General features: G+C 59.4%; 12 protein-coding genes. 6 read left to right on the forward strand and 6 right to left on the reverse strand.

Features of this window, described 5'->3' with window-relative positions; all coding sequences use genetic code 11:
- Nucleotides 1-236: 236 nt before the first annotated feature.
- The 4 genes from gmtX to CGA21_RS21595 are packed head-to-tail and all read right to left on the reverse strand — an operon-like array spanning nucleotide 237 to nucleotide 6279.
- Nucleotides 237-920, reverse strand: coding sequence for a gamma-mobile-trio protein GmtX (gene gmtX, locus CGA21_RS21580; protein ID WP_160388725.1), 684 nt, complete (start codon nucleotides 918-920; stop codon nucleotides 237-239).
- Entirely contained in the window at nucleotides 920-4006 is a 3087-nt protein-coding gene (locus CGA21_RS21585) for a VPA1269 family protein (RefSeq protein ID WP_160388724.1), read from the reverse strand. Before CGA21_RS21585 ends, gmtX begins: the two co-directional genes overlap by 1 nt.
- A complete protein-coding gene (gene gmtY / locus CGA21_RS21590) occupies nucleotides 4003-5385 on the reverse strand; it encodes a gamma-mobile-trio recombinase GmtY (RefSeq protein ID WP_160388723.1) in 1383 nt (460 codons plus the stop codon). The genes CGA21_RS21585 and gmtY overlap by 4 nt, the downstream gene beginning before the upstream one ends.
- A 27-nt stretch (nucleotides 5386-5412) precedes the next feature.
- Complete coding sequence (locus CGA21_RS21595) at nucleotides 5413-6279, reverse strand: DNA/RNA non-specific endonuclease (RefSeq protein ID WP_188265000.1); 867 nt, start codon at nucleotides 6277-6279, stop codon at nucleotides 5413-5415.
- A 290-nt stretch (nucleotides 6280-6569) separates the two neighbouring features.
- Between CGA21_RS21595 and CGA21_RS21600 the strand changes: the two genes are divergently transcribed.
- Both CGA21_RS21600 and CGA21_RS21605 read left to right on the forward strand, forming a co-directional pair.
- On the forward strand, nucleotides 6570-7775 hold the full coding sequence (locus tag CGA21_RS21600; protein ID WP_411157086.1) for an OprD family porin: 1206 nt from the start codon (nucleotides 6570-6572) through the stop codon (nucleotides 7773-7775).
- Between the two features lie 85 nt (nucleotides 7776-7860).
- Entirely contained in the window at nucleotides 7861-8574 is a 714-nt protein-coding gene (locus CGA21_RS21605; protein WP_110754631.1) for a GntR family transcriptional regulator, read from the forward strand.
- 9 nt (nucleotides 8575-8583) lie between these two features.
- Here the strand turns inward: CGA21_RS21605 and CGA21_RS21610 are convergent, their stop codons facing one another.
- Entirely contained in the window at nucleotides 8584-9534 is a 951-nt protein-coding gene (locus CGA21_RS21610) for a PDR/VanB family oxidoreductase (protein WP_188265002.1), read from the reverse strand.
- A gap of 88 nt (nucleotides 9535-9622) precedes the next feature.
- A complete protein-coding gene (locus tag CGA21_RS21615; RefSeq protein ID WP_020795364.1) occupies nucleotides 9623-10681 on the reverse strand; it encodes an aromatic ring-hydroxylating oxygenase subunit alpha in 1059 nt (352 codons plus the stop codon).
- 244 nt (nucleotides 10682-10925) lie between these two features.
- On the opposite strand from CGA21_RS21615, the gene CGA21_RS21620 reads away from it, so the two are divergent.
- The 4 genes from CGA21_RS21620 (at nucleotide 10926) to pcaG (ending at nucleotide 14914) form a co-directional block, all read left to right on the forward strand.
- Nucleotides 10926-12263 (forward strand): MFS transporter, encoded by a 1338-nt coding sequence (locus CGA21_RS21620; RefSeq protein ID WP_188265003.1) that lies wholly within the window; start codon nucleotides 10926-10928, stop codon nucleotides 12261-12263.
- Nucleotides 12264-12528: 265 nt separating this feature from the next.
- On the forward strand, nucleotides 12529-13458 hold the full coding sequence (gene pcaQ, locus CGA21_RS21625) for a pca operon transcription factor PcaQ (RefSeq protein WP_110754625.1): 930 nt from the start codon (nucleotides 12529-12531) through the stop codon (nucleotides 13456-13458).
- A gap of 121 nt (nucleotides 13459-13579) precedes the next feature.
- Entirely contained in the window at nucleotides 13580-14299 is a 720-nt protein-coding gene (gene pcaH / locus CGA21_RS21630) for a protocatechuate 3,4-dioxygenase subunit beta (protein ID WP_020801257.1), read from the forward strand.
- A 12-nt stretch (nucleotides 14300-14311) separates the two neighbouring features.
- Nucleotides 14312-14914 carry a protocatechuate 3,4-dioxygenase subunit alpha gene (gene pcaG, locus CGA21_RS21635; protein ID WP_033043919.1) on the forward strand — a complete coding sequence of 201 codons (603 nt, stop codon included), beginning with the start codon at nucleotides 14312-14314 and terminating at the stop codon, nucleotides 14912-14914.
- The last annotated feature ends 81 nt before the right edge of the window (nucleotides 14915-14995 follow it).

A 14995-nucleotide genomic window follows, 5' to 3' on the forward strand; every position in this document is an offset into this window, starting at 1 on the left:
GCTAAGACACGCCTCGTGTGAGCGTTGCCTGCTGCTTCTGGCCGAACTCTTCCGTTGCTCTCCGGCTGCTATGGGTCGACATCTGCCCTCCACGACGGGCAGAGATCCGCAGTTCTCTGCCCGTCGTCAGTACGGTGTGTGCTGATCAAGTCGAATGCAAACGGTTGGTCAGCACGGATGCAATTGGCTTGTCAGTGGCAATGCAAATGAGTGGTCAAGTCAGTGCAATTACGCACCTAGTTTTGCAGAATTGTTTGAATGGCAAGCACAAAGGCAGGCGGGAACACCTTGTCTCCATGTTCATTTTGAATACCACCATCATCCGTGATGCTGAGGCCTTGTTGCGCCAAGCGGGAAGGGTCAATACCTTTGCTAAGCGCATTTCGCAGGCGGGGCGACAATTCGGGAGATGCCGCGACCGGAGCGGGTAAGGCAGCGGGGGCCTCGGGCGATGTCGGCGTAATAGAAGCTCCGACCTGAAGCCCCTTAAAGGCCGCGTGAAGGTTGTCGTTGGTCACCTTGAGCCGCTTGGCCTCGTCCAGTGCGACCCGGAGGGTTGCTCGGATGCTGGGGTCGGTTATCAGCTCCAGGGCCTGTTCGACGTTTGACTTGCTCTTGGCCACATATCGGGTGGAGCCGCTGACGGCACTGGCGAAGGCCGTGATGATTTCCCGATAGTACGCGCCTTGGGTATTGCGCAGGCTTTGCGTCTTGGGCCCGCCGATGGACTCCAGGCGCCGACCCACTTCGGCCAGCGAATAGTCGCGGTCGCCATCGTCCCGTATCGCGTTCAGCGCCTCCCAGACTTTATCAAGGTTCTCAACCTTCGAGGACTTGCTGGCGGCAGCCCGGTGGGCCTGATATAGCTGTCGCGCGTCCTTCAGAATATCCGGGGCAGTGAGGGGGAGGCCGTTGCTCATCATACTTGCTCCAACAAATTTGCCGATTGCGCAAAGCCGAAGGTCTTGGGCTTCATGAAGTCCAATTGGGTAGCGAAAGCCTTGTCCAGCCCCACGGCGCTCAAAGTCGTTCGCCCATCTACCAAGGCATGCACTGTGTTGGCCTCCAGCCGAGCATAGAGGAATTGCCCCATGGCATTGGCCACGTGCAAGGCGTCTTCGTCATCCAGCAAGGAAAACCGGGGCTCATGGCCAGAATTTCGCAGCATTCGGTCAAACAGGCGAGCGCGCTCCAGGTTGGGTTGCCGCCAATTGATGTTCAGCCCGTCGTAAAGGGTGGCATTAACGCAGATTCGATTCAGCTGCTCGAACTCATGGCCTTCCGACAAGACCGCTTCAAGCTGACCAGTGCCACCCGCCACGACCAGGGCCAAACCATCACCCTTGTCTTGGGCTGCAATGCGGATGCACTGCTCGGTAAGCGCATACGCGGCTTGTAGGCTTAAGGCGATTTCGTCCACCTCAGCCGTAGAGGACTCAAAGGCGGTCTCTGCAATCTCCAGCTCGCGTTGTTTATGGAAGGGGGCGCCTCCACTCAAGGCGTCAGCGTGAGCATCCGACAAGGAATCAAACCGTTCCTGGGCTTTTTCGAAGGTGAGCGATGCCTTCTTCAGCCGATACGACAAGTCATTGACGTGGGCCTCCAGTCCAAATAGGAAGGCCGGGCCTGTCATGAAAAACCGGCACCGTGCACAATTAGATGCACCGCCGGGCACCGCCTGAAAGCGGGTGACATTACTGGTGAGGTCTTGGACCACCAAGCCTTCGTGGCAGCGCTTGGCCGCGACAGGGCAAATGCCATGGTCCATCACCAATAGGCCTACCCCTGTGCCGCCGCTTGCCGCATCGAGGGCGGAGGGATGCCGGTAGGCCACCGCCTGCTCCAGTTCCTGACGGCTTGCACACTTGATGAATCCCGCCATTTCAGCTTGGGATTTGCGTTGCCGCTCCAGGAGCGCCTCGTCCATGCGAAGCGTCAAAGTTTCCACGTGGAGCTTGGTGTAGTAGAGGGTCATGAGCACCGTCGCATGTCCCACAATCTTCATCAGGTACTCGGGCGGCACGCCCTCCTCGTACATGGCCGTAATAAGGGAGACCCGAAGGCTATGGAGGTCAAAGGTGGCTGTGGAGGGTTGGCCCGTTTTCTTATCCCGGGTCAGCACCAAGCGAATGGGGTCCCCGTTGCTCAAAGTATCCCCGGCATCGGCCAGCCGGCGTTCCATCTCGTCCATCAGCTTGAGCCACAGATTTCGGATACGCACGTCGGTCACGGGCATGTCGGGCCGGGTTTGGTTCGCAGGGTCGCGGAACAGGAAGTAATTCGCGCCCATCTTCTCCAAGTCCTCCACGTGCTTGACCTTTTTGAGCTCGAGGATGTCGGTCCAAGGGGTGGGGCCCTTCACGGGATTGTATTTTTCCTGCCAGTCCCGAAACTCAGACAAAAGGGTCAGCGCATCATGCTTCTCCCAGGGCATCACGTAGCCCTTGACCTCCTTGTCGGCATCACCGGTCTTGTTCGTGTTGAAGTAAAAGACGGAGCCATCGGTTCCATCTTTTCGCTTGTATTTTCTGAATACCCCGCGTTCTACGGGCTCGCCACCGGCTTTGGGATGGTGAAGCCCTAGGTTCGTGTCCCAAAGGCCATCCTTGCCGTAGCGATAGGTATCGCCCTCTCCACTGTCCAGCATGCGCACCTGATAAGTCCGTGCCGGCAGCAGAAGCTTGATAAGAAGCGTGTACGCGCGCACCGGGCTCCATACGGTCTCGTATTGCCCCGTTACCGGGTTAAGCCACCGGAAGGTATCCTTGATTCGTCCAGCCTCCTTCGCCCAGGCAAAGTCGTTTTCGGTCAGGATATGCTTGGCAAGACTAATGAGCCGCGTAGGCATGGCTTCCCGATGAGTCTCCCCTTGATTCACGTTCTTATAGGTGCCTTTGGGCAAGGGGTTCGCAAAGCCCGGCCTCAGAATAGGGACCTCATTATCATCGGGCTGGGCACAGACCTTAAACAGCACCTCATTGTGAAATTCATGAAGGACCGTCATGGTTTGCCGGCCCTTCTTGCCAGGCACCACATAAAGCTCAGTGGGCCTCCGGCGGATGTCAAAATAAGCGGCGGGGTTTCGAGGCAACTCCGGATGTTCGTGGTAATGCTTCAAGAAGTTGTTGACCGACGACTTGCGCTTCTTGAAGTTGGCCGGGTTCGCTTCTAGGTGCTCAATGGCCAGCCGGACCCAATCGGCCATTTCAGGCTCTTTGGCAAGCAGCCAGTTGAAGTTGTCGTCCCGAGCCAAATGGCCCATCTTGTTCTTGAAGAAGCCAAAATCGTCGGGAGTCCAGTTGATGGCCACATCAGGATATTGCTCACGCAGCATGCCCAGGACAGGCTGTATCGCTACGGAGTGCAGCTTACCCAATCGACTGCGCTCAACCGTAAGCTGAAAGGTTTCGGGAGTAATGTCGCCAATATCTTCGATTCCACACCGGCTAAGCAGGTTGTCCAACAGGAACCGAAACTTTGCAGTGTCCCCAAAATTGGCGTCTTTGCTTTCAAGGTCGCGGCTTAAATATGAATGAATTGTTGTCAGATACGCCGGGGGTGCGTTGCCGAATCCAGCATTTGATATATGGATGATAGGCATGTTGAACGGCTCTTGATTGCGGCCAGGCCACGCAATGAGCCCCGCATGCCATAGCTGCACCAGCAATTCGACCAAGATGTGCTGGGAATATTTCGCGGGCTTAATTTCGGCATGACGTTTATGCTCGCTCACCAGCAGGTTATCGAGGGCTTCCGCAAAGGATTCACGCGTAACGCAATGTGAAAGTGCCCGAGCTGCATTCTGCAAAGATTCTGGCGGACGGCGCCCAACCCTCGCTACGATAGACAATCGGACAAACCAAGATTCGATAATGCCAGGCAGCGGAGCCGGGGCCCAGTGCGGATTCACTAGGTATCGATTCAAATCATTGTTCACATAGACGGTGCGCCCGGTTAGCGAACTGACCGTCGTGGTGTAGTCGTCGAGATGGCAAATCGAGATCATTCCGTGTCCTTAAACGAAGGGAGTGCTGTCACTGTGAGTTTTCCGATGGCAGCCACCACCTTGGCCAGGCCCACCTGCCGATAGACTTCCTGGCTCTTGGCGTTCAGATGGTGCATCGCCACTTGCCCCTCTTTGTCGCCGAGCCCCAGGTCATTGAGCCATTGGCCGTAGCGATGCCGAAGGCCGTGGCTCGTGGTGCCGGCCCATTTGGCAGGGAGCAAGCCGATTCGGCGTACTGCGGCTTTAAAAGAGTCGTCGAAGCCCTCGACGCCGAGAGGTTGGCCATCTCGGGTCAGAAATGCCCAGGGCACCTGCGGCGTCACCGGGCGCACATACTGGATATACATGCGCCAGAGGGTCAGGAACAAGCGGCCCGCGTTCTTATCAATCCAGAACACCTGGTAGGCCTTGCGCTCCCGATGGGTCAGCAAGCACCCTTTCCACCCGGAATGGCGGCGGCCTGTTTCCTGCGTGAGGGGCTTTCTGCCGCCACAAAAACGCTGAAGAAAATCGGCTCGATTGGTCTTGCGCTTACTGCCGGTTATCGGGTTGATATAATCCACTAGCCCATCCGTGGGCTCATGGACCAGCACAAGCGCAATCGAGGGGTCATCCGGGTCGGTGTATACGTCATCAACCCATAGGTGCAGAGGCTCCGAAGGCCGACAACCTCCATACGTACAGAGAAGCGTAATCAGTATGTCGCGTAGGTTGTACTTCACCCAGGGGCGCGTATCCGCTTTCCGGCCTGGGTTGATAAACCCTTGCCATATCAAGTCATCGAGACGCTCCGCCGGGAAGGCCTTGGCTTCTGCCAAAAAGCCATTGCGGTCTCGGGGCAATCGCGCTTGTCGCCCCCGGTGAGAAGATTCCTCCGCCCGAGTACGACGCTTCGTATGCGCGAGGAGCGAGGCCGCCTTCTGCTTGTTCCACTTGCGCCAGAAGATAAGCTGGTCCGCCGGAGAGGCTTGGTGATGAATCGGATTCAGCATCGTGGCCCCATGGCGCTGATTCAGCCAATCACTGAACTCCAACAAGGCTCGGGTAAGGCGCTTGGCATTTTGCTGTGAAGTCGCTGTCCAGTTAAGCCCGTAGGCATCGACGCCCGCTTGGTACGTGCCGAACCGCAGGTCATGGAGAAACGCCGTGTACAGCAGGCTGCGCTTGGGGGTGTCCGTGAACTCATGGGCGCGCACGGACAGCCATTCAATGAACCGCCCCGTCGCTTGGGCGTAGGTGCGTTCCATGGACAGGGAAACTAGCTTCTCCCGGAAGAACTCAAGCAGCTGCTCAAGCGGAGAAACGCCCACGATAAGAAGCACCGTGGGCGCGAAAGCACGAATCTTGTCCTGAACCAGGACCCTTTCCGTATAAATCATCAGGGAGACAGCATCCTCTTTGACCTGCTATGAAATTGAGCCGGTAACGCGTTGGCCCTCAAGTAGCCGCATGCCAGTCATCTTAACGAAGGTGGCGTAATCCATGGGGCGAGTCAGGGGGGATTCTGCGTTAGGCAACACGAAAGCCCAGGCGCGCCCCGTCGCTTCGTCATAAACTAGCTTGAAGAGGCGTGTGGGCTTCCAGACGTTGTTCTTCCCTACGGTCTCGTGACCTTCATCAAAAATGGGACCGGAGAACACGAACACATTGCCCGAAGCGCGGAGCGCGTACTTGCGGGTGTCCTGCTCTGCCTTATTCCACGTTTTTCTGTTGGAAGAAGGGTCCTGCGGCACCATATTGGAGAGCGCGAAAGACTGTGCCATGGCATGCTGGTCGGCGGAATCGGCTGCCGGGCTAAGGTGCCCTCTATCCACGGCGGGTTGCTGGCTACGGTAGTCACTCAACTCGGCGCGACCACTGGTGGGGATGCGGGGGTCAACAAAGAACTCGTTGGTGCGCTCCTCGCCCTTGGCGTCCCGCAGCCGTGCAGCTGAGAGTCGTTCCACCACCACCACCGGGGTCTTACTGGTCTGGGAATAGAGGACCGCAAAACCGTTCGAGCACAAGGCCATCGGCTTCATGCCCACTGGCACGCTGGCAAGGTTAAGGGGCTTATTGCCAGGAAACTGGTCAGCACATGCCTCGAAGGAGTTCTGACGCTGCTTTGCCGTATAAAGTGCAAGCGCTTCGTCGGCCCCCAGGCTACTCGAGTGGTATTCCTTTTTCTCGGCATGGTGCGGCAGCGCAAAGTCCAGCAGACCCCGCGCATCAGCAACCCCCACTGAGAGGGAAAATACGGCAACGAGAGCGGCGAGGTACTTAGTCATTTTCATTAAAATCCTCGAATTGTGATGCGTATATCGCATTGAGTACAGATACTCAAGCGTAAGCCGCATGGTTAGGTGTTGAGTATGGTTTTGACCGGGTATTGTTGATGGCCGCCGTCGTGTTGCTGCAACTGCGGCCCAAGGTCCGGGCGCAACCGGGCAGCGCACTCAGCCAGGCCTGAGCCGATACAAAAAAGAGGTAGCGAGGCCCTGCCCTCGCTGCCGACTACACCTCCAGGAAAATAACAATAATGACTTACCTTTCTCTCCCTCCCCGGGCTTTGCTCGGCGGTGCAATGGCGCTTGCCCTTTTACCTCCGGCACAAGCCGAGAGCGGCGGCTTTTTCGAAGATTCCAAGACCAGCCTGACGCTGCGAAATTACTACTTCAATCGTGACTTCAACGATCCCGGCGCCAGCAAGAGCAAGATCGAAGAATGGGCCCAGGGCGCGATCCTCAAGTTCAGTTCCGGCTACACCCCTGGCGTTATCGGCTTTGGCCTGGACGGTATCGCGATGCTTGGCGTCAAGCTCGACAGCGGCCCTCAGCGCAGCGGTTCGGAGCTGCTGCCGGTGCACGACGATGGTCACTCCGCCGACAACTACGGCCGCGCCGGGGTGGCTGCAAAGATGCGTTTGTCCGAGACGGAGCTGATGCTGGGCGAACTGATGCCCGACGTTCCGCTGCTGCGCTACGATGACGGTCGCCTGCTGCCACAGACCTTCCAGGGCAGCATGCTGGTGTCCCGCGAGCTTTCTGGCCTGAACCTGCAGGCAGGTCGATACACCGCCGTGAGCCTGCGCAATTCGTCGAACATGCAGGACCTTTCAGCCTGGGCGGCACCTACCGTCATGTCGGACGGTTTCAACTATGCCGGCGCCGAATACCGCTTCAACGAACAACAGACCCTGATCGGCGCCTGGCATTCGCAACTCGAAGACATCTACCAGCAAAGCTACCTGAACCTGCTGCATAAACAGAAATTCGGTGACTGGACCCTCGGCGCGAACCTGGGCTATTTCGTCGACAAGGATGACGGCAGCGCCCTGATCGGTAACGTGCAAAGCCATACCGCCTACGGGCTGTTCTCGGCCAACCTGGGTGGTCATACCCTGTATCTTGGGCTGCAAAAGGTCAGCGGCGATACCGCCTGGATGTCCGTGTATGGCAGCAGTGGCCGCACCCTGGGCAATGACATGTTCAATGGCAACTTCAGTAACGCCGATGAGCGTTCCTGGCAGGCGCGCTATGACTACAACTTCGTCGCCGTCGGCATTCCCGGCCTATTGCTCATGACCCGCTACGGCCACGGCGAGAACGCCACCACCAAGGCCGGCAGCAACGGCAAGGAATGGGAACGCGACACCGAGGTCAGCTACACCCTGCAAAGTGGCCCACTGAAAAACCTCAGCGTGCGGGTCAACAACGCCACCAACCGTCGCAGTTTCAACAGTGATTTCGATCAGACCCGCGTGATCGTCAGCTACCCACTGTCCCTCTGACCCCTCCCCCCAGGGGCGCTTGTCGCCCCTGCATCCGCCCCCTCCTTGCGTTACTATGGCGAACCAACCTCTGGAAGTCGCCTGCATGAGCAAACCGGGTCAAATGGTGCTGGTCGCACTGCGCAAAATGATCGCTTCGGGCGAACTGGCGGCCGGCGAACGGCTGATGGAGATTCCGACGGCGGAACGTTTCGGCGTCTCGCGGATGCCGGTGCGCATGGCCTTCGTGACCCTTGAACAGGAAGGCTTGCTGGTGCGCCATGGCGGACGGGGCTATCAGGTACGCTCGGTCAGTGCCGACGATATCGCCGGTGCCGTGGAGGTGCGCGGGGTGCTGGAGGGCCTGGCGGCGCGCCAGAGCGCCGAACGCGGCTTGAGCGAACAGGCGCAGGCGGCGCTGCGCGAATGCCTGGTGCAAGGCGATGCACTGTTCGACAAAGGCTACGTGACAGAAGAAGACCTTGAGGCGTTCCATGACCTCAACATGCGTTTTCACCAGGTCATCGTCGAAAGCAGCGCCAACCCGGCCATTGCCGAAGCCCTGGCGCGCAACGACCATCGCCCCTTCGCTTCAGTGTCGGCGCTGGCGATCGATCGTCAAGACATGGCCCGCGAATACCGGCGCTTCAACTTTGCGCACATGCAACACCACTCGGTGTTCGACGCACTGGTCAGTCGCCAGGGCGCACGCGCCGAAGCCATCATGCGTGAACACGCCAATGCGACGCTGCGTTACGCCGAGGTCTTCGGCGCAATCAGCCATGGCGAGCGGGTGAAAGTGATCTCGCGAGGCGAATGATCGGCTCGCTTAGAGATCCAGCACCAACAGCGCCGACCGAGACCTCGAACAGCAAGGCGTGAACTGGTCATTGGCCGCCTGCTCTTCCTCGGTCAGGAACAGGTCGCGGTGATCGGGCACCCCTTCGAGCACACGGGTCAGGCAGGTTCCGCAGATGCCCTGCTCACAGGAAAGCGCAATCTCGACACCGTGGCTCTCCAGCACCTGGACCACCGTCTTGTCCGCCGGAATGTCGAATACCTGCCCGCTACTGCCCAGCTTGACCTGGAATGCCCCATCGGCAGCGGTGTTCACCGGCGCTGCGGCGAAGTATTCACGGTGCAATTGCCCCTCGCTCCAGCCCTGGCCCCTGGCGCTGTCGAGCACATGTTGCATGAAACCTGAAGGGCCGCACACATACAGGTGCACGTCAGGCCCCGGATTGGCCAGGACCCTGGCGGCGTCCAGGCGCGAATCGGCCTGTTCATCGAAATGCAGATGCACGCGATCGGCAAAGGAAGCGCCTTTGAGTCGCTCGACAAAAGCCGCACGTTCACTGGAGCGGGCACAGTAATGCAGCTCGAAATCGGCGCCGCTGTGGGCCAGTTCCTCGGCCATGCACAGAATCGGGGTGATGCCGATGCCCCCCGCGAACAACAGGCTGCGCCGCCCCTCGACCACCAGCGCAAACAGGTTGCGCGGTTCACTGATGAACAGCCGATCGCCACGGTTGATTTGCTCATGCAGGCTCCGGGAACCACCGCGCGAGCCGACATCCTTGAGCACGCCGATCAGGTAGCGATGGCGCTCTTGCGGGTGATTGCACAGCGAATACTGACGAATCAATCCGCCGGGCAGGTGCACGTCGATATGGGCCCCGGCACTGAAGCCGGGCAATGCCCCGCCTTGCGCGCAGACCAACTCGTAGCTGCAGATATCCAGGGCTTCGTTGTTGCGGGATGTCACGACGACTTCAATCATGGCGCACCTTCAAGACCGGCCACCGCAGTGGCCGCGAACAGGATCTATGGGGGTGGACTGGCGTAGCGCCCAGGGGCGCTGCCCTTGGCTATTTGACCGCGGCAATCAGCTCGGCAGCCGGCGCTCGCTCACGAGCAATGAGGCGTTCCAGCACGCGCCTGGATTGCACGCCACCGGCATCGATATTGAGCTTGAGCAAGTTGCGCTCGGGATTGGCCAGCAGGTTTTTCTGCTGCTGTTCGAGCATGTCGAGGTCTTCGCTGAAAATCTTGCCCTGGCCCTCGCGGATGGTGGCGGTCAAGGCTTCGTCGTGGGGATTGAAATTGCGCGCCATGCCCCAGAAGTACCAGATCGACGTCTCGGTTTCCGGCGTAATGAAGTCGACCACGATGCTCGCGGCCTTGTGTTGCGGCTCGGCGTCGTACCCCCCCTTGCCGGCGTGGGCCACGCCGACCTCGATCAAGACGTGACTGGGCGGAGTGAAGCGGCAGATCTGCCAACGGTCTACCGGCACGTCGTCGGCCAGGTTATTGCCACGCAGGGCCATGCGCCAGAACGGCGGCGCCATGATGTTTTCCATGTGCCGCGCAGTGACCACCTCGTCACCCTGGACGGTGGTGACCGGTGCCGCTTCATCGATCTCTTTCTGGCCGATGCTCGAGGCGTGCACGTAGGTTTCGTGGGTGAGGTCCATCAGGTTATCGATCATCAGTCGATAGTCGCAATTGATGTGGAACAGCCCGCCGCCGTAGGCCCACTCATCGCTGACCGCCCACTCCAGATGATGGATCAACGCAGGATCAGCCTTGTCCTGCTCCCCGGGCCAGACCCAGATGAAACCGTAGCGCTCTTGCACCGCGTAAGTCTTGTTGCACGGAAAGCCCCGTACGCGCTGGCCTGGCATTTCGACAGTCTTGCCGTCACAGCCCATCACCAGGCCGTGGTAGCCACAGACCAGGTTGCCATTCTCGACGTAGCCCAGCGAAAGAGGGGCGCCACGATGGGGGCAAAAATCCTCGACGGCAGCAACGCGCCCTTCATGACCGCGATAGAAGACGATTTTCTCACCGCATATTTGCCGCCCCAGGGGCTTGGAAGCAATCTCGTCGGGGGTGCAGGCGACGTACCAGGTGTTTTTGGGATACATGGGATCTCCGGGACAGGCTTGTTGTTATGGATCCATTGAAGCGAATAAAACTGACTACAGTCAAGCTTTTTACGGATTAATGCACATTAATGGATCCATTTATCTCAAGCAGCGATGCCCAACCTTTCGAACATTTGATCCGGGCGAAGTCGGTACTGACTACGTGGATGACACTTTTGAAGTGAACAGCTTCAGCGCCTGCCTCGATAATCGATAGCTTACTGACGAACTGTCGAGGTCAAGCATGACGAGCACAACAACGGAACAAGTCAGCCCGAAAACACTGAGAAGAGTGATCGTGGCTGCCGGCATCGGCAATTTCGTGGAGTGGTTCGACTTCGCCGTCTACGGCTTCCTGGCCACGACCATCGCCCAGCAGTTTTTCCCCAGCGGCGATGCCAGTGCCGCGCTGCTCAAGACCTTTGCGGTATTCGCCGTGGCGTTTGCGTTCCGGCCCCTTGGGGGGATTTTCTTCGGCATGCTGGGTGACCGGATCGGCCGCAAGCGCACCCTGGCGATGACGATTCTGCTGATGGCCGGTGCGACGACCTTGATCGGTGTGTTGCCCACTTATGCCGCCATCGGGGTCACGGCGCCGATCCTTCTTTCGCTGATCCGTTGCGCCCAGGGTTTCTCCGCCGGCGGGGAATACGCAGGTGCCTGTGCTTACCTGATGGAGCATGCGCCGAGTGATAAACGCGCTTGGTACGGCAGCTTCATTCCAGTGTCGACATTTTCCGCCTTCGCCGCCGCCGCCGTGGTGGCCTACGCGCTCGAGGCATCGTTATCGGCTGAAGCGATGGGCAGTTGGGGCTGGCGCCTGCCGTTCCTGATTGCCGCACCGCTGGGCCTGGTGGGTCTTTACCTGCGCTGGAAGCTCGATGAGACACCGGCATTCCAGGCGGTGACCCAGGAACATGCGGTCGCCCATTCCCCACTCAAGGAAACCTTGCGCAACCATGGCGCGGCCATCTGCTGCCTGGGCGCCTTCGTGTCGCTCACGGCGCTGTCGTTCTATATGTTCACCACCTACTTCGCGACCTACCTGCAAGTCGCCGGTGGCTTGAGTCGCGCCACAGCATTGCTGGTGTCACTGATTGCCTTGCTGTTCGCGGCGGCAATCTGCCCGTTGGCCGGACTGTATTCGGACCGGGTCGGGCGCCGGATGACGGTGATGACGGCGTGCGCCTTATTGATCGTGGCCGTGTATCCATCGTTCCTGATGGCCAGCTCCGGCTCGTTCGCAGCGTCGGTCGCAGGCGTCATGCTCCTGGCCGTTGGCGCGGTGTTGTGTGGCGTGGTCACCGCGGCCTTGCTCTCGGAAACCTTCCCCACCCGAACTCGCTACACCGCCTCGGCCATCACGTACAACATGGCGTATACGATTTTCGGCGGAACGGCCCCGTTGGTGGCGACGTGGCTGATCAGCACCACTGGCAGCAATTTGTCGCCGGCGTTCTACCTGATTGCGATTGCATTGCTGGCGCTGGCGGGCGGGCTCGCGTTGCCGGAGACGTCACGGATTTCCCTGCATGATGTGCCGGCGGAGGGGAAAGGTGCAGGTGTGCGGGCTGTGGCCTGATCGCAGATTTGCCCCGATCCAATTGTAGGAGCGAGCCTGTTCGCGATGAACGTCCTGACAACGTGCTCATCCAGACAGGCGCGCTATCGTTGACGTCCATCGCGAGCATGCTCGCTCCTACAAGTGACTCGCCGTAAGGGCGAAACCATAAGCCGCCGTTACCGCAGCAATGGATATGCCCCCCAAAAAATGGCCGGGACAACCACACAACCACTGCAAATCCAACAATAATAGAGGCCAAACCCTAAAAGCAGAGCCCCCCCGCTTGAACATCGATAACCGAATCAAATTCCGGCATCTGCTGTGTTTTCTCGAGGTGGCGCGCCAGGGCAGCCTGGCACGTGCCTGCGACAAATTGGCGATCAGCCAGCCAGCGCTTTCCAAAACCTTGAAGGAACTGGAAACCCTGCTCGATGCCAGGCTGTTTGAACGGGGTAAAAAGGGCTCGACGCTGACCGAGGCCGGCGTGGCCTTCCTGCGATACGCAGGGCCGAGCGTGCAAGCGCTGCGCGACGGGGTCAACAGTTTACGCTCGGGCGCGCATGAGCCCATTACCGTACAGCTCGGCGTGCTCTCCACGGTCGAAAGCCTGTTGGTACCGGAAGTAGTCTGCCGCCTGCACGACCGTCACCCGGCGCTGGTGGTCAGTGTCGTGACTGGCCCAAGTGCCTATTTGCTGTCCCGACTGCGGGTCGGTGAGCTGGACCTGGTGGTGGGCCGGATGACCGATAGCCCACTGATACAAGGGCTCGCGTTCGAGCACTTGTACAGCGAATCCATGACCCTGGTGGTCCGCAGCGGCCATCCAGTGCTTACCGATCCGTCGGGACAGAAAAACCTCGAAGACTATCCGCTGGTATTGCCGTCGGCGGGGACGACGATCCGCAAGTTCGCCGACAGCCTGTTCGTCCAGCACGGGATCACACCATCGCGCCAACGCCTGGAAACCTTGTCGGTGGCCCTGAGTCGGCGCTACGTGTTGTGCAGCCAGGCCATCTGGGTCGCCCCTCTGGACGCTGTCAGGCAGGATTTGCGACAGGGCGAGTTGGTCGAGCTGGACCTGGGAATGCGTGAGCCGGGTGGCTCCGTGGGGCTGTGCACCAATCCCGCGTTACCGGTATCGCCAGCGGCGCAGTGGTGCGTGGAGGCACTGCGCGAGGTCGGCCAGGAGTATCGCGAAGGCCAGTATCCATAACCATCTGGATATGCATAAGGTCGATTTTTTCAATGTTGCGCTGGGCCGAACAAGACGACACTGGGCCACCAGTCGCTGCCACGCAGTGCCTCCGTCCCACCATAACAATAGGAAAAACGACATGTCTGATGCGCACGACAGCCGCTTCGTCATTCGTGACCGTAATTGGCATCCCAAGGCCCTGACGCCTGACTACAAGACCTCGATCCTGCGCTCCCCTCGCCAGGCACTGGTGAGCATTCCCCAGTCTGTATCCGAAACCAGCGGCCCGGATTTTTCCCATCTGCAGATGGGGCGCCACGATAACGACCTGCTGTTGAATTTCAATCACGGCGGCCTGCCCATCGGCGAACGCATCATCGTCGCGGGCCGGGTTTGCGATCAGTACGGCAAGCCGATTCCCCACACCCTGGTGGAAATGTGGCAAGCCAATGCCGGTGGTCGTTACCGGCACAAGAAAGACAGTTACCTGGCCCCCCTCGACCCCAATTTCGGCGGCGTTGGCCGTGCGTTGACCGACCGCGATGGCAACTACAGTTTCCGCACCGTCAAGCCCGGCCCCTACCCATGGCGCAACGGCCCCAATGATTGGCGTCCTGCGCATATCCATGTCTCCATCAGTGGCCCCTCGATTGCCACGCGCCTGATTACCCAGCTGTATTTCGAAGGTGATCCGCTCATCCCGATGTGCCCGATCGTCAAGTCGATCGCCAACCCGGACGCGGTGCAGAGCTTGATCGCCCGCCTGGACATGGGCATGGCCAATCCCATGGATTGCCTGGCTTATCGTTTTGATATCGTCCTGCGCGGCCAGCGCAAGACCCACTTCGAAAACTGCTGAGGAGGCCTGCGAATGCCCGTTCAACTTCTGCCTGAAACCCCGTCGCAAACCGCCGGCCCTTATGTACACATCGGCCTGGCGCTGGAGGCCGCCGGCAACGCGCCGCGCGAGCAGGAAATCTGGAACGAGATGGCCAGGCCTGGCGCGCCAGGCGAGCATATTCTAGTGGTGGGCCACGTGTATGACGGTAATGGCCACTTGATTCGCGACGCCTTCCTCGAGTGCTGGCAGGCCAATCACGACGGCGTCTACGACAGCGCTTTCGACCTGGAAAAACCCTTCAATTGTTTTGGCCGTACCGCGACCACCGATGCCGGTGAATGGACGATCAAGACCGTCAAGCCCGGCAGGCTGAAAAACGCCTCGGGCGTTACCATGGCTGCGCATATCAACGTGGCGTTGTTTGCCCGGGGCATCAACATTCACCTGCAGACCCGCCTGTATTTCGACGACGAGCCCGAGGCGAATGCCGTGGATCCGGTGTTGAACCTGATCGAACAGCCCCATCGGCGCGAATCCCTGGTCGCCAGGCGCTGCACCGTGGATGGCAAGCTGGCGTACCGCTTCGATATTCATCTTCAAGGCGAAGCGGAAACGGTGTTCTTCGACTTCTGACGCGGCGTGGGCAGACACCAGGCTGCCCACAACCCTGAAATCAGTACCGGCGCGCTTCAAGCGCGCTGGGTAAAACCCACT

It is taken from the genome of Pseudomonas sp. PSB11 (assembly GCF_014596605.1).
Classification (GTDB): domain Bacteria; phylum Pseudomonadota; class Gammaproteobacteria; order Pseudomonadales; family Pseudomonadaceae; genus Aquipseudomonas; species Aquipseudomonas umsongensis.